The organism is Azospirillum sp. TSH100 (assembly GCF_004923295.1).
Lineage (GTDB): Bacteria > Pseudomonadota > Alphaproteobacteria > Azospirillales > Azospirillaceae > Azospirillum.
This window is the reverse complement of sequence record NZ_CP039634.1, coordinates 1896302-1921634: the sequence shown is the minus strand read 5'-3', so window position 1 is coordinate 1921634 and position 25333 is coordinate 1896302. Positions and strand designations below refer to the sequence as shown.

At 66.0% G+C, this 25333-nt stretch carries 22 protein-coding genes; 8 read left to right on the top strand and 14 right to left on the bottom strand.

The genetic code is table 11. The features are described from left to right. Window positions 1-78: 78 nt before the first annotated feature. Window positions 79-378, top strand: coding sequence for a bacterioferritin-associated ferredoxin (locus tag E6C72_RS09125; RefSeq protein WP_109086550.1), 300 nt, complete (start codon window positions 79-81; stop codon window positions 376-378). A gap of 491 nt (window positions 379-869) precedes the next feature. Then, window positions 870-1175, top strand: coding sequence for a hypothetical protein (locus E6C72_RS09120; RefSeq protein WP_042442658.1), 306 nt, complete (start codon window positions 870-872; stop codon window positions 1173-1175). A 60-nt stretch (window positions 1176-1235) separates the two neighbouring features. On the opposite strand, the gene era is transcribed toward E6C72_RS09120, so the two are convergent. The 8 genes from era to rpoZ form a co-directional block, all read right to left on the bottom strand. Further along, entirely contained in the window at window positions 1236-2141 is a 906-nt protein-coding gene (gene era, locus E6C72_RS09115; RefSeq protein WP_109086625.1) for a GTPase Era, read from the bottom strand. A 253-nt stretch (window positions 2142-2394) separates the two neighbouring features. After that, the gene (gene rnc, locus E6C72_RS09110; RefSeq protein ID WP_109086549.1) at window positions 2395-3180 is read right to left on the bottom strand and encodes a ribonuclease III; all 786 of its coding nucleotides are present in this window, start codon (window positions 3178-3180) and stop codon (window positions 2395-2397) included. Continuing rightward, entirely contained in the window at window positions 3181-3948 is a 768-nt protein-coding gene (lepB, locus tag E6C72_RS09105; protein ID WP_109086548.1) for a signal peptidase I, read from the bottom strand. Then, window positions 3945-4424 carry a holo-ACP synthase gene (gene acpS / locus E6C72_RS09100; protein ID WP_109086547.1) on the bottom strand — a complete coding sequence of 160 codons (480 nt, stop codon included), beginning with the start codon at window positions 4422-4424 and terminating at the stop codon, window positions 3945-3947. Before acpS ends, lepB begins: the two co-directional genes overlap by 4 nt. Beyond that, window positions 4421-5185 (bottom strand): pyridoxine 5'-phosphate synthase, encoded by a 765-nt coding sequence (locus E6C72_RS09095; RefSeq protein WP_109086546.1) that lies wholly within the window; start codon window positions 5183-5185, stop codon window positions 4421-4423. The genes acpS and E6C72_RS09095 overlap by 4 nt, the downstream gene beginning before the upstream one ends. A 178-nt stretch (window positions 5186-5363) precedes the next feature. Beyond that, window positions 5364-5744, bottom strand: coding sequence for a cytochrome c (locus tag E6C72_RS09090; protein WP_109086545.1), 381 nt, complete (start codon window positions 5742-5744; stop codon window positions 5364-5366). 72 nt (window positions 5745-5816) lie between these two features. After that, entirely contained in the window at window positions 5817-7976 is a 2160-nt protein-coding gene (locus E6C72_RS09085; RefSeq protein WP_109086544.1) for a bifunctional (p)ppGpp synthetase/guanosine-3',5'-bis(diphosphate) 3'-pyrophosphohydrolase, read from the bottom strand. Window positions 7977-8130: 154 nt separating this feature from the next. Continuing rightward, the gene (gene rpoZ, locus E6C72_RS09080; RefSeq protein WP_109086543.1) at window positions 8131-8565 is read right to left on the bottom strand and encodes a DNA-directed RNA polymerase subunit omega; all 435 of its coding nucleotides are present in this window, start codon (window positions 8563-8565) and stop codon (window positions 8131-8133) included. 306 nt (window positions 8566-8871) lie between these two features. Between rpoZ and E6C72_RS09075 the strand changes: the two genes are divergently transcribed. Beyond that, complete coding sequence (locus E6C72_RS09075; protein WP_109086624.1) at window positions 8872-9474, top strand: NYN domain-containing protein; 603 nt, start codon at window positions 8872-8874, stop codon at window positions 9472-9474. Window positions 9475-9543: 69 nt separating this feature from the next. On the opposite strand, the gene pdxA is transcribed toward E6C72_RS09075, so the two are convergent. From pdxA to lptG, 3 genes are all read right to left on the bottom strand, one after another. Next, a complete protein-coding gene (gene pdxA / locus E6C72_RS09070) occupies window positions 9544-10530 on the bottom strand; it encodes a 4-hydroxythreonine-4-phosphate dehydrogenase PdxA (protein ID WP_371298438.1) in 987 nt (328 codons plus the stop codon). Window positions 10531-10568: 38 nt separating this feature from the next. Further along, the gene (locus E6C72_RS09065) at window positions 10569-12029 is read right to left on the bottom strand and encodes a peptidylprolyl isomerase (protein WP_109086541.1); all 1461 of its coding nucleotides are present in this window, start codon (window positions 12027-12029) and stop codon (window positions 10569-10571) included. 167 nt (window positions 12030-12196) lie between these two features. Further along, complete coding sequence (lptG, locus tag E6C72_RS09060) at window positions 12197-13291, bottom strand: LPS export ABC transporter permease LptG (protein ID WP_109086540.1); 1095 nt, start codon at window positions 13289-13291, stop codon at window positions 12197-12199. Between the two features lie 248 nt (window positions 13292-13539). Between lptG and E6C72_RS09055 the strand changes: the two genes are divergently transcribed. Both E6C72_RS09055 and guaA read left to right on the top strand, forming a co-directional pair. Beyond that, a complete protein-coding gene (locus tag E6C72_RS09055; protein ID WP_109086539.1) occupies window positions 13540-14118 on the top strand; it encodes a GNAT family N-acetyltransferase in 579 nt (192 codons plus the stop codon). Window positions 14119-14155: 37 nt separating this feature from the next. After that, complete coding sequence (gene guaA, locus E6C72_RS09050) at window positions 14156-15724, top strand: glutamine-hydrolyzing GMP synthase (RefSeq protein WP_109086538.1); 1569 nt, start codon at window positions 14156-14158, stop codon at window positions 15722-15724. A gap of 78 nt (window positions 15725-15802) precedes the next feature. Here guaA and E6C72_RS31730 read toward each other — a convergent pair whose 3' ends face one another. Next, window positions 15803-15943: a hypothetical protein gene (locus E6C72_RS31730; RefSeq protein ID WP_169055142.1), complete on the bottom strand. Its 141-nt coding sequence runs from the start codon at window positions 15941-15943 to the stop codon at window positions 15803-15805. A 211-nt stretch (window positions 15944-16154) separates the two neighbouring features. Next, window positions 16155-17279, bottom strand: coding sequence for a lytic transglycosylase domain-containing protein (locus tag E6C72_RS09045; protein ID WP_247875784.1), 1125 nt, complete (start codon window positions 17277-17279; stop codon window positions 16155-16157). Between the two features lie 345 nt (window positions 17280-17624). Here E6C72_RS09045 and E6C72_RS09040 point away from each other — a divergent pair, with 345 nt between their 5' ends. Then, window positions 17625-18848, top strand: a complete 1224-nt coding sequence (locus tag E6C72_RS09040) for an efflux RND transporter periplasmic adaptor subunit (RefSeq protein ID WP_109086535.1) — start codon at window positions 17625-17627, stop codon at window positions 18846-18848. A 15-nt stretch (window positions 18849-18863) separates the two neighbouring features. After that, on the top strand, window positions 18864-21989 hold the full coding sequence (locus E6C72_RS09035; protein WP_109086534.1) for an efflux RND transporter permease subunit: 3126 nt from the start codon (window positions 18864-18866) through the stop codon (window positions 21987-21989). 3 nt (window positions 21990-21992) lie between these two features. Here the strand turns inward: E6C72_RS09035 and E6C72_RS09030 are convergent, their stop codons facing one another. Then, window positions 21993-23078, bottom strand: a complete 1086-nt coding sequence (locus E6C72_RS09030; RefSeq protein WP_109086533.1) for a patatin-like phospholipase family protein — start codon at window positions 23076-23078, stop codon at window positions 21993-21995. On the opposite strand from E6C72_RS09030, the gene E6C72_RS09025 reads away from it, so the two are divergent. Then, the gene (locus E6C72_RS09025) at window positions 23077-25296 is read left to right on the top strand and encodes a glycosyltransferase family 41 protein (protein WP_169055141.1); all 2220 of its coding nucleotides are present in this window, start codon (window positions 23077-23079) and stop codon (window positions 25294-25296) included. The genes E6C72_RS09030 and E6C72_RS09025 overlap by 2 nt on opposite strands. Window positions 25297-25333 lie beyond the last annotated feature (37 nt).

Genomic DNA, 25333 nt, shown 5'->3' with positions numbered 1-25333 from the left:
CACGTTGACAACGATTCTCACTCTCAGCTATTGCTGGGCTCAGGACATCTCACTGAAACCGACCGTCACCGAGGGCTTATGTACATCTGCATCTGCCACGCGTTGAACGATAAGAAGGTCAAGGCTGCGTTCGATCAGGGCGCCACGACCCCGGCCTCGGTGTTCCGCCATCACAATTGCCAAGTCCAGTGCGGCAAATGCGTGTCCACCATGCGCAGCATGGCCAGCGAATACCGCGCCAACTGCGCCCAGCAGGCCGCTGCCGCGACTGCCGTCAGCACCGCCGCGGCGACGCCGGCCGCCGCCTGCTGCGGTTCGCCCCTTCCCGAGCCGGCCAACGCCGTGGCAATTCCCGCCTATGCCGTCGCGGCCGAATGACAACGAACATATCGGTCTAGGACTGCCCTCCCCCGGCTCTACCACTTCCGACTTTCCGCTCAATATCGGGTCTACAACCTCGCCTTTAGGCTGCGACAGATTGCGCGCCGTCTATGATTTTTGGGCGGATTGACCCGGCATCGCCAATCCGGCACAAAAGCGTCACCAAAACAAAAGAACGTCGTCAAAATGACGGCGTATAAGAACGCCAACGGGCCGGATGAAACCAGCCCTGGAGGAAACGCAATCCAACCAGGAAGACTTCCTCGGCCTCCGGGCTTGCTTTCTCCTTGATGGATCGGGCAGCCCGGCGGAATTTGGATTCAGGCAGGTATCCCGCGACTGCTAAATCGCACCGCAAAACAGGACGGCATCTCCCAATCGGGCTGGGCCGACTGCGCTTTGGGTGCGTTTTCGCAGCATCTGCTGGAGGCTATCCTGCAAATCGGCCGAGAGGTCAAAATCGGTTGAGGATCAAAGGAGGACACCTCATGAGCCGCCGCAACCGGCAAGCGTTCGACACTCTGAGCCGTGATCTGGTGCTACGCGCCACCGACCGCATGGAAACCCTGCGGTCAATGGTGGAGCGCGCCGACAGCGATCGGCGAGAGACGTGGGAACGCACGCTCGACCGTCTCCGCGGCTTGAACAACCGCGCCATCGCCCGCATCGAGGCCGCTCACATGGCCGACGACGACGCATGGCCCTTCGCCCGTGCCCAGGCCGATCAGGCGATGATGGACCTGATGCGTGCGCTCGACGATTTCGACGGCCACCTGCGCCTGCTGGCCGCATAAGGCCGGCGAAGCCCTAAAAAAGTAAAAGGCCCTCTCCCGCGGGAGAGGGCCTTTTCGTTGTCAAGACGCCCCGAAATCCAGCCCCCAGGCCGAATAACGCTCCGGATCATCGACCCAGCCCTCGCGCACCTTCACGAACAGGATCAGGTGGACGCGACGTTCCAGCATTTCAGTCAGCTCTTTCCGCGCGGCGGAGCCCAGCGCCTTGATCCGCTGACCGCCCTTGCCCAGCACGATGGCCTTCTGGCTCTCGCGCTGAACGAAGATGACCTGGGAAATCTTGACCGAGCCGTCCTCGAACTCCTCCCACACCTCGGTCTCGACCGTGGCGGAATAGGGAAGCTCCTGGTGAAGCTGCAGGAACAGCTTCTCGCGGGTGATCTCCGCCGCCAGCAGGCGCATCGGCATGTCGGAGATCTGGTCCTCCGGGAAATGCCACGGTCCTTCCGGCAGCCGGTCGGCCAGGAACTGCTTCAGATCGGCGACGCCATCCTCGGTGAAGGCCGACACCATGAAGATATCGGAGAAGATGCCTTCCTGCCGGAAGGCGTCGGCGATGCCCAGCAGGACGTCCCGCTTCACCAGATCGATCTTGTTCAGGATCAGGATCGCTTCGCGCCCCTGCTCCTTCAGCCGGGCGACGATGCTGCGGGTGTCCTCGTCGATCGAGCGGCGCGACACGTCGTACAGCACGCCGATCACGTCGGCGTCCTCCGCCCCCTGCCAGGCCGCCGCCACCATGGCGCGGTCCAGCCGGCGCTTCGGCTTGAAGATGCCGGGGGTGTCGACGAAGATCATCTGGGCATCACCCTGGATGGTGATGCCCAGCACGCGGGTGCGGGTGGTCTGCACCTTCGGGCTGACGATCGACACCTTGCTGCCGATCATCGCGTTCAGCAGCGTCGACTTGCCGGCATTTGGCGCGCCGACCAGCGCGATGAAACCGCAGCGCGGATGCTCCGGCATCGCCGGCAGAGGCGGCAGGACGGAGATGGGCTGCCCGCGCGGGGAGTCCTCATCATCCTCGTCCTCGTCATCCTCGTAATCGCCGTCTTCGTCGTCTTCGTCGTCGAAGTCGTCGTCTTCGGCGTCCTCGCCGCCAACGCTCTCATGGTTGAGCGCCTCGTCGTCCATCCCGGGCTCCCCCACGGAGTCCGGTGACGGCTCCGCAGCGTCGGAACCAGGCTCAATCTTGCTCTTGTCGATGTCGTCGCGACCGTCAGTCATCGACTTGTACTCCCACCTGGCGCAGCAATGTGCTGGCCGCCTTCTTTTCCGCGATGCGCTTGGACGAACCCGACCCGGAGACCGGATCCATACCCGCCACATGCACCGCAACCACGAACAGCGGCTCGTGCGCCGGGCCGCTGCGTTCGATCAGTTCATAACGGGGCAACGGTTTGCCGCGCCCCTGCGCCCATTCCTGCAAGGTCGTCTTGCTATCCAGCGGCGGCGGCGTCGCCTTGTCGATCTCGCCGGCCAACGCCTGTCGGACAAAGCGCGTCACCGGCTCCAGTCCGCCATCGAGATACATCGCGCCCAGCACCGCCTCGCAGGCGTCGCCCAGGATGGTGCGGTTCTCCCGCCCACCACTCTGCGCCTCCGCCGGCGACAGGCGCAGATAGGCGCCCAGCCCGATGGCGTCTGCGACACGGCCGAGAGACTCCCGGCGCACCAGCGCGGCGTGCCGCTTGGCGAGCGCCCCCTCGCGCTCGTTCGGATAGCGTTCCAGCAGCCACTGCGCAACGACCAGCCCGACGACCCGGTCGCCGAGGAACTCCAGCCGTTCATAAGCGATGCCCGGCCCCTTGTGCGATTTTCGGCCGGTCCGCTCGAGCCCCATCAGGCTCGGATGGGTGACGGCGTCGCGCAGGAGCGACAGATCGGAAAACTCATAGCCCAGCGAACGGGCAAGTCCTGAGACGTCTGCCGACTGGACGGCGCCATCGGCCTGGGGTTCGGAGCCGGCGCCCGGATCGGTGGACGCCTTGGTGACGGTGGACACTTACCGGACTCCGTTGAACAGGCGGCTGAAGCGCAGATCGACCGGCCAGCGCCAGATCTCGTAGAAGCGCGTGCCCTCATCGAGCGAGAAGAACAGGAACTCGGCGCGGCCGACCAGATTTTCAATGGGAACGAAACCGACCTGCGACGGCACGCGGCTGTCCAGCGAGTTGTCGCGGTTATCACCCATCATGAACAGATGGCCCGGCGGCACCTTGAACACCGGCGTATTATCAAGCGGGCCGTTGTCCGACTCCTCGATGATGCGGTGGGTGCGGCCGTTGGGCAGAGTTTCGATGAACTGGGCCGTGCGGATGCTGCGGCCCAGCGAATCCGTGGTCACATAATCCTCGATCCGCTCGCGCTTCACCGGCTGGCCGTTGATGTGCAGGATCCCGCCGATCATCTGAACGGTGTCGCCCGGCAGGCCGATCACGCGCTTGATGTAGTCGGTCTTGTTGTCGCGCGGCAGCTTGAACACCGCCACGTCGCCACGCTGCGGTTCGGAGCCCAGGATGCGGCCCTCAAACAGCGGCAGGCCGAAGCCGACCGTGTATTTGCTGTAGCCGTAGCTGAACTTCGACACGAACAGGTAATCGCCGATCAGCAGAGTCGGGATCATCGACCCCGACGGGATGTTGAACGGCTCGAAGGCGAAGGTCCGGACGCCGAAGGCGATCAGCACGGCGAAGATCACCGTCTTGACGGTTTCGGCGAACCCGGATTCCTTGGTCTTGGCGGTGGGCGCCGTTTCTTTCTGAAAGGTCATTCTGGGGTCGCCGTCCTGGTGGGCATTTCGGGCATTTCGGACTGGATGGGTTCGGCGCTGATGACGACGAACGCTTCGGCCATCGGGTATTCGTCGGTCAGCGTCACATGGATTCTGGCGCGCATGCCCTGCGGCGTGATCGCCTCCAGCCGGGCCAGCGCCCCGCCGGTCAGGCGCATCGTCGGCTGGCCGGACGGCAGGTTCACCACCCCCATGTCGCGCCAGAACACCCCGTCGCGGAAACCGGTGCCGAGAGCCTTGGAGCAGGCCTCCTTGGCGGCAAAGCGCTTGGCATAGGTGGAGGCGCGGGCGTTGTTCTTCGCGGCGGAGCCGGCGCGGCGTTCGGACTTGGCCTGCTCGACATCGGTGAAGATGCGGTCGATGAAGCGCTTGCCGAAGCGCTCCAGCGACTTTTCGACCCGCCGGATATCGATCAGGTCATTGCCGATGCCGAGGATGGTGCCGGACATCATCATGCGGATGCGGTCCCGGACTGGGCTGCGGCCTTTCGCGCGGTATCCATGGCCTTGCGCATGCGGGCGATCGAGTTGGTCAAACCGACGAAGATCGCCTCGCCGATCAGGAAATGGCCGATATTGAGTTCGACGATGGTCTGGATCGCCGCCACCGGGCCGACGGTGTCATAGCTCAGCCCGTGGCCGGCATGGCATTCCAGCCCGATCGCCTCGGCATGGGCGGCGGCGCGGACGATGCGCGCCAGTTCCGCCTCGCGCTCCGCGGAGCTGTGCGCATCGCAATAGGCGCCGGTGTGCAGTTCCACCACCGGGGCGCCGAGGCGCTTGGCGGCGTCGAGCTGCGCCGGCTCCGGATCGATGAACAGCGAGACGCGGATGCCGGCGGCGCCCAGCTCGCCGACCGGGCGGACCAGATGGTCGTACTGGCCGATCACGTCCAGCCCGCCTTCGGTCGTCACCTCGGTGCGCTTTTCCGGGACGAGGCAGGCGGCGTGCGGCTTGTGACGCAGGGCGATGCCCAGCATCTCGTCGGTCGCCGCCATCTCGAAGTTCAGCGGACGGTCGATCTCGGCCATCAGCCGCTCGATGTCGCGATCCACGATGTGGCGACGGTCCTCGCGCAGATGGGCGGTGATCCCGTCGGCCCCGGCCTCGATGGCCAGCTTCGCCGCGCGCACCGGATCGGGATGCGCCCCGCCGCGTGCATTGCGGACGGTCGCCACATGGTCGATGTTCACGCCGAGGCGGAGAAGACGGGACATGCAAGGACTCCAAAGCGCCGCCGCCCGCCGGAACGGGCGGGGACGATTCCGTCTATATAGCGGTGCGTCCGCCATCCGTCACGCCGAACCGACCGAGGCAATCGCGAATGACAGGGAATTTACCGTCTCCGCCCCCGCCCGGCCGATTGGCCGAAACGGCAATCCCGGCGGATTTTGCTTATTTCGATCTATGGATCAGGCCGCTCATGTAGTCGTTCAGATCGCGGAAGTCCCTGACGGTCCAGGCGTGCGGAGGCACCCGATAGCCATTTTCCTTCAGTGTCCTCGGGATCAGATCCCCGTTGGGGCGGAGTATGACCGACGACACGATGACGCCGGGATAGTCCGCCAGGCGCTTCCTGAAGGCCGGCGTCGTCAAATCGGGGGTCGGAGGGTCGCTCTTGTGCGCCAGCGGGCCCGAGCCCTTCGCATCCGCCCCGTGGCACATGGCGCATCTCTCCACGAACAACCTCTCGCCATTGTCCGCGTTGGCTCCATGAAGTGACGTCAGGCATAAGGCAGCAACCGAAACCGGCAGGAGCAGCTTACCGAGCCGCATTTCCTGTTCCCCCATCGCGCAACGTCATAGTGCGTCTTTGTGGTGCGAAGCTATTCCGTGCCGGCGGGAGCGTCACCGCCCCCGCGCGCGCTCCACCGAATGGATGGCGGGGGTGGCGCGCAGGGCGGCCATGATGTTGGTCAGGTGCTTGGCATCCTTCACGTCGATGTCGATCAGCAGCTCGAAATAATCGGTGCTGCGGTTCGTGATCTTCTGATGGATGACGTTGCCCTGGTTCTTGCCGATCACCGTGAACAGCGTGCCGAGCGAGCCCTGTTCATTGGCGATGACGACGCTGATGCGGCCGACATGCTCCTCCGGCGAATCCGGGCCGGTCTCCCAAGACACGTCGATCCAGCGCTCGGGCGATTCGTGGAAACTTTCCAACGTCTCGCAATCGATGGTGTGGATCGTAACGCCCTTGCCGGTGGTGACGATACCGACGATGCGGTCGCCCGGCAGCGGGTGGCAGCAACGGGCGTAATGCACGGCCATACCAGGGATCAGACCGCGGATCGGCAGGGCCGATTCCTTGCGGTTCTTTGCCTTCGGCTTCGGCGCGCTCTCCTCCGTCTCGCGGACGGCGGGGGCGGCCTGGGCCTTGTGGCCAGGGAAGACGGCGTGGAAAACCTCGCGCACCGAGTGCAAGCCGGAGCCCACACCCGCCATCAGATCGTCGACGGTCGGCTGCTGGAAGATCTTGATGGCGTTTTCCAACGCCTTTTCAGTGAACTCGTAGCCTTCCGACTTGAACTGCCGCACCAGCATACCGCGGCCCAGCTCCATATACTGGGCGCGCTGCTGGGTGCGCAGGAACTTGCGGATGCGGGCGCGCGCCTTGCCGGTGACGACGAAGCGCTCCCAGCCCGGAACCGGCGTCTGCGCCTTCGACGTGACGATGTCGACCTGATCGCCGTTCTGCAACTGCGTGCGCAGCGGCAGCATACGGCCGTTGATCTTCGCCCCGACGCAATGGTCGCCGACCTGCGAGTGGACGGCATAGGCGAAGTCCACCGGGGTGGCGCCGCGCGGCAGCGCGATCAGATCACCCTTCGGCGTGAAGCAGAAGACCTGGTCCTGGAACAGCTCCAGCTTGGTGTGTTCCAGGAACTCTTCCGGCTTCTGCGCGTGTTCCAGAATGTCCAGCAACTCGCGCAGCCAGCGATATTCGCCGCCGTTCGGGCGCGGCTGGTGATCCTGCTTGTAGGCCCAGTGTGCGGCCACACCCAGCTCGGCGATCTCATGCATGTCCTGGGTGCGGATCTGCACCTCGATCCGGTTGCGGCCGGGACCGATCACGCCGGTGTGCAGGCTGCGATAGCCGTTGGGCTTGGGCGTGGAGATGTAGTCCTTGAAGCGCCCCGGTACGACCGGATAATGGGCGTGCACGATCCCCAGTGCCTGATAGCATTCGCCGACCGAGCCGACCGTGATGCGGAAGGCCATGATGTCGGATAGCTGTTCGAAGCTGACATTCTTGCGCTGGAGCTTGCGCCAGATCGAATAGGCCGACTTCTCGCGCCCCGACACCGACACGTCGGGCAGCCCTTCGGAGGCCAGCAGCTCGCGCAGTTCGGTGATGATGGTCTGGACGCGGTTTTCGCCCTCGCTGCGCAGGCGGGACAGCTGCGCCAGGATGCTGTCCCGCGCATCGGGGTTCAGTTCCGCGAAGGCGAGATCGTCCAACTCGTCCTTGATCTTGTGCATGCCGATGCGTTCGGCCAAGGGCGAGTAGATCTCAATGGTCTCGCGGGCGATGCGGCGGCGCTTCTCCGGCTTCTTAAGGTGGAACAGCGTGCGCATGTTGTGCAGCCGGTCGGCCAGCTTCACCAGCAGGACTCGGATGTCCTCCGACATGGCGATGACGAGCTTGCGGAAATTCTCCGCCTGCTTGGCCTGCTCGCTGTTCAGCTCCAGCCGCGACAACTTGGTGACGCCGTCGACCAGACGCGCGATTTCCTTGCCGAACACCCGCTCGATGTCTTCGAGCGTGGCGACGGTGTCCTCGACCGTGTCGTGAAGCAGCGCCGTTGCGATGGTACCGGCGTCCAGCTTCATCTGGGTCAGGATGCCGGCGACCTCCAACGGATGGAGGAAATAGGGATCGCCCGACGCCCGTGTCTGGGACCCGTGCGCCTTCATCGAGAAGACATAGGCGCGGTTGAGCAGATCCTCGTCCGCCGAGGGATCATACGCCTTTACGCGCTCGACAAGCTCGTACTGCCGGATCATCGGGCCCGACCCGGCGCGCGCGGCGCCTCAAAAGTGTGCGTGGCGTTTCCCAGGGCGGTTCTCAACGAACCGAAGGGGAGCCGGATGCTCCCCACCCTCTTGTTCGGCGAGGGGACGCTCCGCCCCCTCCGGGTCCTGCGGTCGTTGTCCAGAATCAGAGGTCTCCGTCGGGATCCTCGGTCATGGCGAAACCGGCGCCCGGCTCAGCATCCATGTCGGCGGCGATGTCATCGTCTTCGCTCAGCTCTTCGCCATCGCTCTCGCTCATGCCGTCTTCGTCGCCGAGCGAGTTGTTGCCGCGGGCGGCCCAGTCATTCTCGCCGGCCATCAGCTCGACGATCTCTTCCTCGGGCTCATCCGGCTCGACATGCTTCTGGTGGCCCTTGATGAGGGCGTTCTTCAGATAGTCGAGCGACACCGTCTCGTCCGCAATCTCGCGGAGCGCCACGACCGGGTTCTTGTCGTTGTCGCGATCAATCGACAGCGGAGCCCCGCTCGCGACTTCGCGGGCGCGCTGGGCGGCCATCATGACCAGCTCGAAACGGTTCGGAACCTTCAGGACGCAATCTTCAACGGTAACGCGGGCCATGCCAGACGAACTCCGGATTCATAGGAGGCTCTAGACTATATGGATGTGGCCCGATAGGTGCAAGCGCGAACCACAGCGTTGCTGCATTGCGCCAGGGGAAGGCCGGAAGAGGCTTTGTGAGCCGTATCGGTATGGCCTTCAGAGACAGTAGGCAACTGCTGCCCTCTTGTATGTTTGCCGACGATACACTAGATTTCAAAATTGGAACGCGGGCATTTGCGCATGTTCCATCAATTTTTACCAAGCAGCGACGAAAGGATCCTGACATTGGACCGGAATTCGACTTTGCCGCGTGATGTCAGCAAGTTGTTTTACAAGGAAGAGCGCCTCGCCCTTTTCATCGATGGCGCCAACCTTTACGCCGCAGCACGCTCATTAGGCTTCGATATTGATTACAAAAGGTTGCGGGACGGCTTTGCCGGGGAAGGCCGGCTGGTACGCGCCTTCTACTACACCGCCCTGGTCGAGGATCAGGAATACTCTCCGATCCGTCCGCTGGTCGACTGGCTCGACTACAACGGCTACACCATGGTGACCAAACCGACCAAAGAGTTCACCGACGCTTCGGGCCGGCGCAAGATCAAGGGAAACATGGACATCGAGCTGGCCATCGACGTGATGGAGATGGCCGACCATGTCGACCACATTCTGCTTTTCTCCGGCGACGGCGACTTCCGTCGGCTGGTTGAGGCCGTTCAGCGCAAGGGTGTGCGCTTCAGCGTCGTCAGCACCGTGCGCTCGCAGCCGCCGATGGTCGCCGACGAGTTGCGCCGTCAGGCCGACAACTTCATCGAACTGCAGGAACTGGCACCCTTCATCGCCCGCACCCATCATCACCGCGAACAGGGACCCTCGCATCACGATCACCAGGGCGGCCCGACGATGTACGACCCCGACGATCGGGGCTGACAGCACCGGGAACCGGCATGAAAAACGGAGCGCACAGGCGCTCCTTTTTCTTTTCTGGGAACGCCGCGCTTAAGGGGTGGAGAGGCGCTGCCGGTTCCGCGCCATCCGGTCGGCGGTCTTCAGTGCCGCAATCAGGCTGGTCGCGTTCGCCTTGCCCGTGCCGGCGATGTCCAGTGCGGTGCCGTGGTCCGGCGAGGTACGGACAAAGGGCAGCCCGAGCGTGATGTTCACGCCGCTGTCGAAATCCACTGTCTTCACCGGGATCAGCGCCTGATCATGGTACATGCACAGCGCGGCATCATAGCCGCGGCGGGCGGCGGCATGGAACATGGTGTCGGGCGGACGCGGTCCGGACACATCGATGCCGTCGGCACGCAGGGCCGCGATGGCCGGCTCGATGATGTCGATCTCCTCCCGTCCCATCGCCCCGCCCTCCCCCGCATGGGGGTTGAGGCCGGCGACGGCCAGACGAGGCCGGGCGATGCCGAAGTCGCGCACCAACGACGCCGCGGTGACGCGTCCGGCATGGATGATGGCCTCTGCGGTCAGCTGGTTCACCGCTTCACGCACCGATACATGGATCGTCACCGGCACCACCCGCAGGTCGGCCGCCGCCAGCATCATGATCGGCTCTTCGGTCAGGCCGGCCAGATGCGCCAGATATTCGGTGTGGCCGGGATGACGGAAGCCGGCTGCGTAGAGCGAGGATTTCTGGATCGGGTTGGTGACCACGGCGGCTGCCTGTCCGCCCTGCACCAGGGCGACCGCCCGATCGATGCTGGCGATCACCGCCGCGCCATTGGCGGGGTCCGGCTTCCCGGCAATGACAGGGTTCGCAAGCGCGACCGGCAGGACCGGCAGCGCGCGGTCGAACAGCACCGCCCCCTCCTGCGGTGAGGAAACCGACTGGACGGGCACCGCAAGCCCAAGCGATGCGGCCAGCGCCGCCAATCTTGCAGGATCGTCAAGCACGATGAAGGGCGGCAGCCCCGCCTCGTGCCGGACCGTCCAGGCTTTCAGGGTGATGTCCCCGCCGGCGCCGGCCGGCTCCCCCATGGTAAGGGCAAGCGGCAAACTGGCCGGCGGGGCGACGGTCACAGCCGGGTCTCGATGAAGGCGGTGCGGCGCAAGTCGCGCAGGTAACGGCGCGACAGCAGTTCCGACCGCTCGTTGACCAGTTCGCGCTCGATCTCGTCGCGGCCAGGCAGCTTGGCCTCCTTGATCGGAGTCGGGGCCGGCGGTGGCGGCGGCGCCGGCTGGGCTTCCGGCGGCGGCTGGATCATCGGCACGTCGCGCTTGCAGACGATCAGGATGACCGCGGCGGCCGGGCTCATCAGCACCGGGCTGGCTTGACCGAGCGGAATGCCGAGCGCGAGATTCTGCAGACCGGGCGCCATGTCCTTGACCCGCATGGTGCCCATATCGCCCGATTCCGGCATGCCGGTTTCCTTGGCGCGCGCCTGGAAGTCGCCGCAGCTCTTGATCGACTTGCGCAGCTTCTCGGCCTGTTCCTTGACGGCCTTGGTCTGCTCCTTGGATTCGATCGGCAGGATGATCTGCTTCATGTTGACGGTGGCCTTGGCCAGATCGGGCCGAGGCTGCGGACGGGGAGCCACCGGCTGGGCAGCCGGCATCGGCATCTCGCCGCCGCTGCTGCCGAAGGGCCGCTGACCGCGCACCAGCAGAATGTGATAGCCGGTGGCCGTGCGGATCGGCGTGGACAGCTGCCCACCGCGCATGCTGGACAGCGCCTTGTCCACTTCCGGCGACAGTTCGCCGCTGCGCACCCAGCCGAGATCGCCGCCCGCGGCGGCACCGGCGGACTGCGAGAACTGGCGGGCCAGAGCCGCGAAGTTGCCGCCGCGCTTCACCTCTTCCACCAGACGGTCGGCGTTGCGCCGCACCTCGTCATCCTGATCGGGACTGTCCACCGCCAGGAAGATCTCGGCGACCAGATATTCCGGCTTGCCGATGTTGGCCTTCAGCCGCTCCATCGCGGCATCGATCTCGTCCTCGCCGACCACGACCTCCTGGCGGATGCGGCGCTGCATCACCTTCTGCCAGGCGAGCAAAGCCCTGATCTGGTCCTTCAGCGTGGAAAGCGGCACATTCTGGCGCTTCAGCATGTCCTGAAGCTGCTGGCCGTTCATCCGGTTCTGCTCGGCGATGCGCTTGACGGCCTCATCGATCTCGGATGCCGACACCGTGACGCCCTGGCGCTTGGCTTCCTGCATCTGCAGGCGCTCGTCGATCAGGAGCCGCATCACCTGCGGCATGAGCCGCTGTGCGGTTTCCGGATTGGCGGAGGCGCCGGCATTCAGCAGCGCCATGCGGATGCGGGCATTGACGTCCGAAACCGAAACGACCTCGTCATTCACCACGGCGGCGATGCCTTCCGACCCCGGCGCGCGGGCTGGACGCATGGACTCGTCCCCCGTCCGCGGCGCCGCGGCGCCGGCGGCAGCCTTGCTCGACTGCGCCACGGCGGGCAGGGCCAGAAGCGCGCAGGCGGTCGCCACGGCGACGGTGGTCCGGACGGCTCGCAAACTCGACATGGTGCTCAAGCTCCAAAAACGGGTCGCCCGTTATTACGGTGGGGCCGGTGCCCCTTGCAAACGGAATCGGACCCGGCAATCCAGTGCCAAACCTACAGGGCGGAATTATGACCGACCGGGATAACCGCCCGCTTTGCGACGAATGGCCTCACCCTGCCAGTTCGCCATCAGCCGTCCTCCAGATGCAGAAGCGCGGCGGTACCCAGCAGCAGGCTGATGCCGGCGGGGCTCCAGGCGGCCATGATGATCGGGATCGTCTCGGACATGCCGAAGGTGCGGACGACGTCGGTCATCACGAACAGCACGAAGCCGGTCAGTACGCCGCCGGTAACCATCGCCATCGTCCCGCCGCGGCGTGGGAGCCGCAGCGAGAAGGCGGCGGCGAACAGCACCATCGCCAGGAACAGGAAGGGCTGGGCCAGCAGCGACTGGTAATGCAGCCGATGACGCACGGCCGGAAATCCGGTGGTCTCCAGCGTGTGAATGAAGCGCGGCAGCTCCCAGAAGGAAATCGTCTCCGGCGGGGCGAAGCTTTCCTCGATGGTCGCCATGTCCAGTTCGGTCGGGATGGTGTAGCTATCCAGTTTTTCCGGGTCTTTCTTGGCCCGGTTCAGGATCGCCTCCTGCAATTCCCATTTGCGGTCCTTCAGCACGGCGCTGGGCGCATCGACACGGCCGAGATAATTCTGATCGGCGTCGAACAGGAAGACGATGACGTTCGACAGCTCGAAGGTCACCGGGTTCACCAATTCCGAATGGATGAAGAACTGCTCCTTCTCGTTGGTCTGACGCAGCCACAGACCGGAGCGGGAAATGTTCAGCGTGCTGGACTGAAGCTTGAGATAGCGGTCCTGCAACTGCTCGTACTTGGCGATGAAAACGGCGCCGACCGGGTTGATCAGCGTCACTTTCACCACGCCGATGGCGGCGGCGGCAAACATCACCGGCATCAGGAACTGCCAGGCCGAAACGCCGACCGCACGGGCCACCACCAGCTCGGCGCTGCGCGTCAGCCGCCAGAAGGTGAACATGCCGGCGAAGAGGATGACGAAGGGGAAGATCTGCTGTCCGATCTCCGGCAGCTTCAGCAAGGCCATCTCCACGACCAGCCCGAAGGTGACGTGAGGCTTGGTGCCGGCGCGGCGCAGCAGTTCCACCGTGTCCAGCAGCAGCACGATGGCGAGCAGGATCACCATCAGCAGGCAGAACCAGACGACGAACTGCCGGCCGATGTAACGGGAAAGTGTAGGCGAGGAATACATGCGGTGTCCGGTCTCCGGAGCCCCGCCCTCGGCACCGCCATGGCACCTGGGACGGACTGGCGCGGCCCCGCCCGATAGGATCGGTGCGGAGTTGCGCCGGAACAAGTCCCGCTGTTTACCTCCGTTGCGGCGCGATGACAACCGGGCCGCTGTCCGCCCCGGGCCGGACATCTCCCTCCTTTTCCATCTGGACTTCCAGCGCCGGCACTCCAAACTGTTGGGGAGAGGCTGCACGGGAGGGTCGGTCGATGACGGACACCACGGTCGCAATCCGCCAGGCACGCGCATCGGACGCCGCCGGCATGGCCCGAGTCCATGTGCAGAGCTGGCGGTCCACCTATGCCGGCCTGATCCCGGCGCAATTCCTGGTCAACCTGTCCGAACCGCCCGCCGCCCAGCGCTGGGCAGCCATCGCCGAGACGCGCGGCCCCGGTCAGGGTGCCTTCGTCGCGGAGGACGTCGCCGGATGGTTCGCCGCCCCCGGCACCGTCGTCGGCATTGCCTCCTTCGGCACGCGGCGGGTCGCGGTGGAGGGCCATGCGGGAGAGTTCCACGCGCTTTATCTGCTAGACGACGCAAAGGGTTACGGCATTGGCCGGCGGTTGATGGCGGCGATGGCCGACCGTTTCCTGGCCGCCGGAATCCGCTCCGCCGCGGTGTGGTGCCTGCGCGACAACCCGTCACGCTGGTTCTACGAGCGGCTGGGCGGAATCAAGGTGGCGGAGCGGCCGATCCGGTTTGCCGGCAGCGATCTGGTCGAGATCGCCTATGGCTGGCGCGACCTGACGCCGCTTGCACGCTTGTCGGCGGGGCCGGAGGTGCGGTAGTGAGGGGACCTGAGTCCCCACGCATCAGGATTCGCCGATGTCCAGCGCCGCCTCCCTTTCCGCCGAACGCGTCCTCATTCTCGATTTCGGGTCGCAGGTGACCCAGCTCATCGCCCGCCGTGTGCGCGAGAGCGGGGTCTATTGTGAAATCCATCCCTTCGGCATGAGCGACGAGCGCATCCGCGAGTATGACCCGAAGGCGATCATCCTGTCGGGCAGCCCGGCCTCCGTCACCGAGGCGAACGGCCCGCGCGCCCCGCAGGCGGTGTTCGACCTGAAGGTTCCGGTGCTCGGCATCTGCTACGGCCAGCAGACGATGTGTCAGCAGCTTGGCGGCAACGTCTCCGGTTCCGACCATCGCGAGTTCGGCCGTGCCTTCATCGAGATCAAGGAGCCCTGCGCCCTGTTCGACGGGCTCTGGGCGGTCGGATCGAAGGAGCAGGTGTGGATGAGCCACGGCGACCGCGTCACCGCCCTGCCCGACGGCTTCCGCGCCGTGGCGGTCAGCGACGGCGCGCCCTTCGCCGCCATCGCCGATGACAGCCGCCGCATGTATGGCGTGCAGTTTCATCCGGAGGTGGTCCACACCCCGCATGGCGCCCAGCTGCTGGCGAACTTCGTCCACCGCGTCGCCGGCATCAAGGGCGACTGGACCATGGCCGCTTTCAAGCAGCAGGCCATCGAGAAGATCCGCGCCCAGGTCGGCACTGGCAAGGTGATCTGCGGCCTGTCGGGCGGTGTCGATTCGTCGGTCGCCGCCGTTCTGATCCACGAGGCGATCGGCGACCAGCTGACCTGCATCTTCGTCGACACCGGCCTGATGCGTGCCGGCGAGTCGGAAGAGGTCGTGCGGCTGTTCCGCGACCACTACAACATCCCGCTGGTCCACCGCGAGGCGGCCGACCTGTTCCTGGGCAAGCTGGCCGGTGTCACCGATCCGGAGCAGAAGCGCAAGATCATCGGCGGCCTGTTCATCGAGGTCTTCGACGAAGAGAGCGCCAAGGTCGGCGGTGCGGAGTTCCTGGCCCAGGGCACCCTCTACCCCGACGTGATCGAGAGCGTGTCCTTCACCGGCGGCCCGTCGGTCACCATCAAGTCGCACCACAATGTCGGCGGCCTGCCCGAGCGGATGAAGCTGAAGCTGGTCGAGCCGCTGCGCGAGCTGTTCAAGGACGAGGTCCGCGCGCTCGGCCGCGAACTGGGCCTGCCGCCGGCCTTCATCGGCCGCCACCCCTTCCCCGGCCCGGGCCTCGCCATCCGCGTCCCCGGCGAGATCACGCCGGAGAAGCTGGAGATCCTGCGCAAGGCCGACACGATCTATCTGGAGGAGATCCGCAACGCCGGCCTCTATGATGCGATCTGGCAGGCCTTCGCCGTGCTGCTGCCGGTCCGCACCGTCGGCGTGATGGGTGACGGCCGCACCTATGATCATGTGCTGGCCCTGCGCGCGGTGACCTCCACCGATGGCATGACCGCCGACTGGTACCCCTTCCCCCATGACTTCCTGGCGCGCGTGTCCAACCGCATCGTCAACGAGGTTCGCGGCGTCAACCGCGTGGTCTACGACATCACGTCGAAGCCGCCCGGCACCATCGAGTGGGAGTGAGGCGGGCTGAAAGGCTTCGCTGATCAGAGACAAAGGGGCGGGAAACCGCCCCTTTCCTTTTGTTCGTTCGGCTGCCGCTCAGAACAGCGACTCCACCGTCTGCGTCTTGGATTTGCGGCGTTTGCCGCGGGCCGGCTTGGGGCTGAGCGGCAGGAGCCCCTCCCTCTGCGCACAGAGGTCGTGCCAGACATAGCCCGGCCGTTCCGGCGTCCAGTACATGGGCTCGCCGAGCAGAACCTCTTCCCCGCAACAGGCACAGGGCGGATATGGGCTGGATGTGTGTTCGAACCGGTCCATCTCACCATTATGCCAGTGGCGAAGCGATCCGTAAGTGATGCGGATCAAATCGGACCGCAGGAGCGCAGAAAATAGTTCGGTTCAAGCTGGAGTGATGGAAGGCGGTCGGCTGGCACCAACCGCCTTCGCTCAATTACCGTGCGTCGGCCAACGTGACGCAGGCGCGGTCACGGCCGGCGAGGCTGCCGCAGCCGTCCGCGCGCTGGGAAACGAAGCGCATCACCACGCGCTCGCCCTTGCCGACCGACTGCGGAGGAAGCAGCGCCTCGGCGACCTGGGTGGTGAATTGCGGGTTGACGCGATGCGTGGTCGCCGGCGGTTCGAGACTGGCGACCTGAATCGGCTTGGCGGGAGCGACAGCCGGTGCCGGGGCCGGAGTTGGCGTCGGGGCGGGTTCAGGCAGCGACGCCACGACCACCGGAGCCGCGGCGGGAGCCGGTCCGGCGGCCTTCGGCTCGGCCGGACGCGGCTCCATCCGCCGTGGTTCGACAGCGCGGGAGTCCGGGGCGCGGGAGTCCGGGGCGCGGGATTCGGGCGTACGGGTTTCCGGCGCGGCGGAAGCCACGACCACCGGCGCTGGTTCCGACCGCTGGGGTGCCGGAGCAGCCGGCTGTCCGGTGCGCGGCTTCGGTGCGTCGTCCGGCACCACCGCGATCTCGATCGCCGAGGCGCCTGCCGCCTGCGACGGTTCACGCGGAGCGGAACCGCGCAGGACCGGCGTCAGGGCCGCCAGATACATCTTCGTTTCGCGCGGCAGACGCTGCTTGCCGGCCAGATGCTGGGCATAGCAGGCCGGACCGCAATTGTAGGCGGCCAGGAAACCGGGCGCCCCGAACAGGTCGTACATCTCGCGCAGATAGGCGGTACCGGCCATGATGTTGTCATGCGGGTCAGCCGGGTTGGGGCCGAGACCATATTGCGACCGCATCAACTCGTAGGTTCCGGGCATAACCTGCATCAGGCCGATGGCCCCGGCGGAGCTGGTGAGCACCTTGCCGCTGCTGGTCGTCGCCCGGCCATTGCTCTCGCGCATCATCACCGCGCGGATCCATTTCTCCGGCATGTCGTATTTCTGGGAGGCCTCGCGGATATGCGGGACCCAGCGGGACAGCGGATCATTCGGGTCAGGGACATAGGCGGCTTCGACCGGCGGAGCCGTCTGCACCTGCGGCGCTTCGGAGGCGCAGCCGGCCAGACTGAGAGCCAGGCACAGCATTGCACCGGCGGCGTGGATCGTCGCGAGGTTCCGTTTGACCACGAGGGAATTTCCGTGCAGTTGGCGCAGGCGGGACAAGAGATGGATCGCTTTTCAATGTATAGGCCACGTCTGTCAAGCGACATCACGGCCGTTTGCTGATTCCTGTCCCGAAGATGCCTTAAAATTGCCCGATTTATCTCTTGTGAAGAGGTCGGCAATTAGGATTTTCGGCAAATGTCCCTATGCCAATCCTCGCTGCCCATCTGACCATCATCCCGCCGTCACAAAGCGCGACACCGGGAACCTTGACGGAACATCCACGCCCCCCCTAATGGAGAGCGCCGGCCACGCCCTCAACCGATGCCCTTCCGATCGCGCAGGGCCGGCCGAACCGGATCGACGATCATGACCGCCCCACAACGGACTTTCCCTCCGGCCCCCCAGCCGGCCGAGCCGGTACAGCCGCTGCCCTCGCAGCAGGATGATCCCGCGCCCCTGCTCCACCCGCGGCGATGGTTCGGCCGCCTGCTTATGCTCCTTCTGGCGCTGCTGGTGGCCGGTGGTGGCTTTGTCCTGTGGCACACCCGTGGCCCTACGGCTCCCTCCGCCGCTTCGGCCATTTCTGCGGCGGAGCGTCCGATCGAATTGACGGCTGTGGAGGTCACCGCCGTCGCTCCGCGCGCGCTGACGGAAACGGTGCGGCTCAGCGGCTCCGTTTCGCCGATGGAGCAGTCGGCGCTGAAGGCGGAGGTCGCTGCCAGACTGGCCGAGGTTCTGGTGCGCGAGGGTCAGGCGGTGCGCCGCGGCGATGTGCTCGCCCGCTTCGACACGGTGGAACTGACCGCCCGCCTGAACGAGAAGCAGGCCAACCTGGAGGGTGCCCGCGCCCAACTGGTGCTGGCCGAAAAGACGCTGACCAAGAACCGCACGCTGAACCGCAGCAACATCGTTTCCGACACCAGCCTGGATCAGGCCGAAAGCAGCTTCGGCTTCCAACGTGCCCAGGTCGATGCGCTGGCGGCGCAGGTGGAGCTGGCGCGCAAGGCGTTGCGTGACGCGGTGGTGGTCAGCCCGATAGACGGCATGGTCGCCACCCGCTCCGTCAACCCGGGAGAAAATCTCGCGGTGAATGCCGCCCTGTTCACCATCGTCGACCTGTCGCGGGTGGAGGTCGAGGCAACGGTCCCGGCGGAGCAGGTGGCCCGTCTCGCCGTCGGCCAGACCGCCGCCCTGCGGGTCGAGGGCTTCGGCGATCGGGAGTTCGCCGGCCGCGTCGCCCGCATCAACCCGATGGCGCGGGCGGGATCGCGCGCCATCCCCGTCTATGTGACCATCGACAACAAGGACGGTGCGCTGCGCGGCGGCATGTTCGCCAGCGGCGAGGTTCGGGTGGCGCAGGCGCCGAGCGCCATCGCCGTGCCGCCGGTCGCCGTCCGCCATGACGACCAGGGCGACTTCGTGCTGCTGATCGCCGACGGCCGCACCGTTCGGCGTCCGGTGACGCGGGTGGCGCTGTGGGCACGCGGCGATCTGGTGCAGGTGGAGGGGCTGGCGCCGGGCGACCGCGTCGTCACCGGCAATTTGCCCGGCCTGACCGCCGGCCGCGCCGTCTCGACTGCCGGCACCTGACCCGGATCCGCTCCCATGCCGATCACCCGCATCAGCGTCGACAACCCGGTCTTCGCCACCATGATGATGGTGGCGCTGATGGTGCTCGGCCTCTTTTCCTACAACCGGCTGGGCGTCGACCTGTTTCCCGACGTCGATTTCCCGGTGGTGGTGGTCAGCACCGCCTATCCCGGCGCCAGCCCGGAGACGGTGGAGACCGACATCACCCGGCCGGTCGAGGATGCGATCAACACCATCGCCGGCATCAAGACGCTGACCTCGCGCTCCTACGAGGGCCAGTCGGTGGTGATCGCCGAGTTCGAGCTGAAGACCTCGTCGGTCCAGGCGTTGCAGGACGTGCGCGAGAAGGTCTCGGCCATCCGCGCCGGTTTCCGCGACGAGGTGAAGGATCCGCAGATCACCCGCTTCAACCCGGACGACCAGCCGATCCTGTCCATCGCCGTCACCTCCGACCTGCGGTCCTTGCGCGACCTCACCACGCTCACCGACCAGATCATCCTGAAGCGCCTGCAGAATGTCCGCGGCGTCGGCAAGGCCACCATCGCCGGCGGGGTGAAGCGGCAGATCCTGGTCCGCCTGAAGCCGGAAAAGCTGGAGGCACTCAACGTCGGCGTGGACGAGGTGATCGCCACCGTCACGAACGAGAACCAGGACGTGCCCGCCGGCACCGTCACCGGCCAGGGACGGGAGCGCGTGGTCCAGGTGGAGGGCCGCGTGCGCAACCCGCGCGACCTGTTGGACCTGATCGTCGCCCGGCGCGGCAACAGCCCGGTACGCCTCTCCCAGGTCGCCGAGGTGATCGACGGGCAGGAGGAGCAGGACTCGGCGGCATTGCTGAATGGCAACCCGGCGCTGGCGGTCGATGTGGTGAAGGTTCAGGGCGCCAACACAGTGGAGGTCGCGCGCGGCCTGCATCGGGCGATCGAGGATCTGCGGACCAACGGCTCGCTGCCGCCGGACGTGACGCTGGCGGTGGTGCGCGACAGCTCGCGAGGCATCACCAACTCGCTCAGCAACGTGCAGGAAACGCTGGTCGAAGGCGGCATCCTGACCATCCTGATCGTCATGGTCTTTTTGGGCTCCTGGCGCAGCACGGTCATCACCGCGCTGACCCTGCCGGTCGCTGTGCTCGGCACCTTCGGCATGCTGGCGGCGATGGGCTTCACGCTGAACATGATGACGCTGATGGCGCTTTCGCTCGCCATCGGCATCCTGATCGACGACGCCATCGTGGTGCGCGAGAACATCATGCGCCATCTCGCCCGCGGCCAGGGCCACCGTCAGGCGGCACTGGACGGCACGGCGGAGATCGGGCTGGCGGTGCTGGCGACCACCCTGACCATCGTCGCGGTCTTCCTGCCGGTCGCCTTCATGGGCGGCATCATCGGCCGCTTCTTCCTGCAATTCGGCATCACCGTATCGGCGGCGGTGCTGATCTCGCTGTTCGTGTCCTTCACGCTCGACCCGATGCTGTCCAGCATCTGGTACGACCCCGCCGCCCATGGCCGCCACAGCCGCTCGATCTTCGGCCACTTCGCGGCCTGGTTCGGGCGCGGCTTCGATGCGCTCTCGCACGGCTATGGCCGGCTGCTGCGCTGGGGCCTGCGCCGGCGCTGGGTGGTGGTGGTCGCGGCGCTGGCGATCTTCTTCGGCAGCTTCCTCCTGGTGCCGCGCATCGGCGTGGAGTTCGTCCCCGCCGCCGACCTCGGCGAGCAGATCATCGAGGTGGAGACCCCCGTCGGTTCCTCGCTCGCCACCACCACCGCCAAGACCCGCCAAGTGGAGGCGGCGATCCGCGAGTTTCCGGAGATCGCCTACACCTACAGCACCGTCAACACCGGGGTGTCGATCGGCCACAACCGCGGCAGCATCTATCTGCGCTACACCCCCATCGACCAGCGTAAGCGTTCGCCCAACGACCTTGCTCCGCTGCTGCGCCAGCGCCTGTCGGCGATCCCCGGCGTCACCATCGGCATCGCCATCCCCGGCGTCGGCGGCGTGCAGAAGCAGATCCAGGTTTCGGTCCAGGGCCGCGACATCACCGAACTCGACCGGCTGTCGCAGACGGTCATCGGCGCCATGCGCGCCATCCCCGGCTTCGTCGATGTCGACAGCACGCTGAAGGCGGCCAAGCCGACCCTGGCCGTCCGGCTGGAACGCGACCTCGCCAGCGACCTCGGCATCGGCACCGCCAAGGTGGCAGACACGCTGCGCCCGCTGTTCGCCGGTGATACGGTGTCGAGCTGGAAGGCGCCGGACGGCGAGAGCTACGACGTGCTGGTCCGCCTACCGGAAGGCGACCGCGCCGGCCGCGCCGACCTCGACCGCATCCATTTCTCCGGCGGGGTCGACGCCAACGGCACACCGCGCATGATCCCGCTGTCGCAGGTGGCGGAGGTGACGACGACGCTCGGTGCTTCGCAGATCAACCGGCGCGACCTTCAGCGCGAGGTGAATGTCCAGGCCAACGTCCAGGGCCGGGCCGCCGGCGACGCCGGCCGCGAGTTGCAGGCGACGCTGGCAAAGATCGAGTTGCCGCCGGGATACCGCATCGTCTTCGGCGGCTCGACCAAGGACATCGCGGAGACCAGCGGCTATGCCGCCCAGGCGCTGGCGCTCGCCGTCATCCTGATCTACCTGATCCTCGCCTCGCAGTTCGGCAGCTTCCTGCAACCGCTCGCGATCATGGCCTCGCTGCCGCTGTCGCTGGTCGGCGTGTTCCTCGGCCTGCTGGTGGCTGGATCGACGCTGAACATCTTCAGTGCCATCGGCTTCATCATGCTGATGGGGCTGGTGACCAAGAACGCCATTCTGCTGGTCGATTTCGCCAACCAGGCGCGCAAGCGCGGCGCCAACCTGCATGATGCGCTGGTGGAGGCCGGAATCATCCGCCTGCGCCCCATCGTCATGACCACCGCCGCCATGATCTTCGGCATGATCCCGCTGGCGCTCGGCATCGGCGAAGGGGCGCAGCAGCGCGCACCGATGGCCCATGCGGTGATCGGCGGCCTGCTGTCCTCAACCATCCTGACACTGCTGGTGGTACCAGTGGCGCTGACCTATCTCGACGGGTTGTCGCGCCGCATGAAGCGCTGGTTCGCCCACGGCGATCCCGACACCCGGCAGCAAGCGGCGGAGTGAGCGTCAGGCCAGGGCCGGCGTCCGCACCGAACTCTCGACACCGACGGAGCGCAAATTCTCTTCCACCCAGCGTTCCGCCGCCTCCCGTCCAGCATCGCGCAGCCAGTTCAGGAAGCCCCAATCGGTCATCAGCTTCGAATAGAGCCCCAGATCCTGCAAATGCTCGTCGGCGCCGATCAGGTGCAGGCGCGGCGCGTCGCTGCGGGCGGACAGGCAGCGCATCTCCTGCAACAGGGCGGCGTTGAAGGTGATCTGGTTCAGACGGGCGGCGATGCCGGCGGGTTCCTCCGGCGTGACGGCACAGGTGAACGGGTTTATCGCCACCACCAGCAGGTCGGCACCAGGACAGGCCTCCGCCAGCGGCGACAACGGCGGATTGGCGAGATAGCCACCATCCCAGTAATCCTGCCCATCGATCCGCACCGCCCGGAACAGGGTCGGCAGGCAGGCGGAGGCCAGCAGATGGTCGACCTCCAGTTCCGCCTCGTCGAACAGCCTCAGGGCTCCTGTGCGTACATTGCTGGCGCTGACGAACAGCCGCAGACCGCTCCGCCGGATCAGCTCCGGCTCCACCATCTCGGCCAGCAGCCCGCGCAGCGGATGGAAGTCCGCCGACTGCGTGCGATAGGGACTGACCCAGCGCCGCGCCCAATCCACCAGATGGGTTCCAGGCGCATGGTCGACGTTCCAGCGGCCGAGCAGCCGGTCGGTCACGCTCGGCCGGATCGGCCCCAGCCGTCCGGCGGCGCTGACCTGCTCCCAGAAATTCGCCAGTTCCGCCCGCGCCCCCTCCCTTGCCCCGGCGCGACCACCCCGCGCCCAGCCCTGCACCAGCATGGTGGCGTTCATCGCCCCGGCGCTGGCACCGCTGACCCCGACCACCCGGATGTCCTCCTCCAGCAACCGGTCGAGCACACCCCAGGTGAAGGCGCCATGTGCCCCACCACCCTGCAACGCAAGCGCCAGCATCGGTCTCGGCGGCGGCAGGGCCAGCATCGGTTGAGGTCCGGGTTCGTCCGGCACCCCGGCCGAACGGCTGGTCCCCAGCGTTCCGCGAACCCGGTTCCACATCCTGTGGATCATGGTCATGGTCGGCACGTCCTCGCCATTTCATGCTGCAATGCAATATGAGCATTGGCTTGACCACCGGCAAGGCATCCATACCCACACGCCACCCGGCACAGTGGATCCGGCGTCCCATGGGGAAACGGCAAGATGGAGTTCGACCCACCACTTTGCTATTGATCCGACGGGAAAGATCCGGATTGGAACCGTGGTGATGAGAATAGCCAAGCAGGACGCGGAGAGGGCTTTCGCCCACGCATTGGACTTGCATCGAGCCGGGAACCATTCCGAGGCGGAGATGCTGTACCGGGCGATCCGCAAATCCTTTCCGGATCATCCAGATGTCACCTACAATTTTGCCCTTCTGCTCGGTCAGACCGGACGCACCGGAGAGGCCCTGCCGGTGCTTCGCCGTCTGGTAAGGCTGTTTCCAGACTTCGCAGCCGCGTTCAGCGCCTTCGGCGTGTTCCTGAAGGAGAGCGGGCTTCTGCCGGAAGCCATCACCGCCTTGGAACAGGCCGACAGGCTGCGCCCCAACCACGCGCCCACCCTGGTCAATCTCGGCAACTCCCTGGCGATGGCGGGACGCCATCAGGAGGCGGCTTCGTCCTTCACCGCGGCGCTGGCCGCCGATCCGATGATGATGCCGGCACGCACGGCGCTGGCGACCCTGCATCTGAATGCCGAGAACGGCGAATGCGCCGGGAGGGTCCTGCGCTCCTGCCTTGCCATCGACCCGGCCGAAGCGGAGTTCTGGCGCCAGACCGGCAAAGCGCTCGCCATGGACTATCGACGCGACGAGGCGGGGCGCGCCTATGACCGGGCAGCTCTTCTGGCACCGCGATCCGACGCGGTCCGGCATGACATCCGCCGGAACCTGATGCCGACGGTTCCGGCCGGCAAGGCGGAAGCGCAGGCGGCGCTGGCGGCCTATGAAACCTGTCTGAACGATCTGACGGCGCATTACGCAGACGCTTCCCCGGAAGAACTGGCCATTGCGTTCGACCAGATGGACAGTCCGGAGACCTTCCTGCTGGCCTATGGCGAGACCGACGTGACGGGCTTGCTGGCCCGCCAGGGCGACCTCATGTCCAAGGTAAGCGCGGCCGGACAGGCGCGGATCGCCAAACCGGCCCCCAGGGCACCGGCACGCCGGAACGGTCGGATCCGGGTCGCGATCGTATCGGAGTTCTTCCGCCGCCGGCACCCCGTCTGGAAGGGGCTGGTTGCCGGTTGGGTTCATGGTCTCGACCGCAAGCGCTTCGAGGTGATCGGCGTCCCGGCGGCCAGGGACGAGACCGACGACGCCAAGATCGCACGCTCCGCCTTCGATCGGATCGTGACGGCCGAACCGAACATTCACGGCATGACCAAGGTGATCGTCTCCACCGCCGCCGACATCCTGATCTATCCCGATGGCCCGATCGGCCAGTTGAGCCATCGGCTGTCCGCCCTGCGGCTGGCGCCCGTGCAGTGCGCCAGCTGGGGCCATCCGATCACGACGGGCTTGCCGACTCTCGACGTCTTCCTCAGCGCGGATGCGATGGAGCCGGCCGATGCTCAGGCGCATTACCGGGAGAGGCTGGTGCGGATCGCCCATCTCGGCACCTCCTACAGCCTGGAAACGCAGGGAATCGTTCCCCATGGACGCGAGTGGCTGAACGAGGCGCCGGAAACGGCGCTGTTCGCCTGCATCCACTCCCTATACAAATATCTTCCGGACCATGACTGGCTGTTTCCACGGATCGCGCAGGGCGCGGCACCCTGCCGCCTGATCTTCTTCGAGGATCCCTCTCCCGTTCTGACCGCGGTGTTTCAGTCGCGCCTGGCCGCGGCATTTTCCAAGCATGGCATGGATTGGGCCGAGCATTGCCGTTTCCTGCCGCGGACGACACCGGAGGAGTTTTACCGGATTCTCGGCGCGTTCGACGTCTACCTGGACCCGCCGGGCTTTTCGGGCTTCAACACTGCGCAGGAGGCTTTGTCCTTCGACATCCCCGTGGTTTCGGCCAAGGGCCGGTTTCTGCGCGGCCGGCTGGCATCCGGCATTCTTCATCAGATCGGCATGGATGATCTGGTGACCGACAATCTCGAAGACTATGCGGCGCTCGCCTGTTCCCTGGCGCGGGACTCGTCGCGACGGGCAGATATTTCTTCGCGGATTCGGGCGGGCAAACAGCGGGGCTGGCAAGATCCGGAGGCAATTCTCTCCCTCCAGGACCATTTGTCGGCCTTGGTCTGACCCGCCACCCGCAAACATGGCAGCACCGGCTATCCCC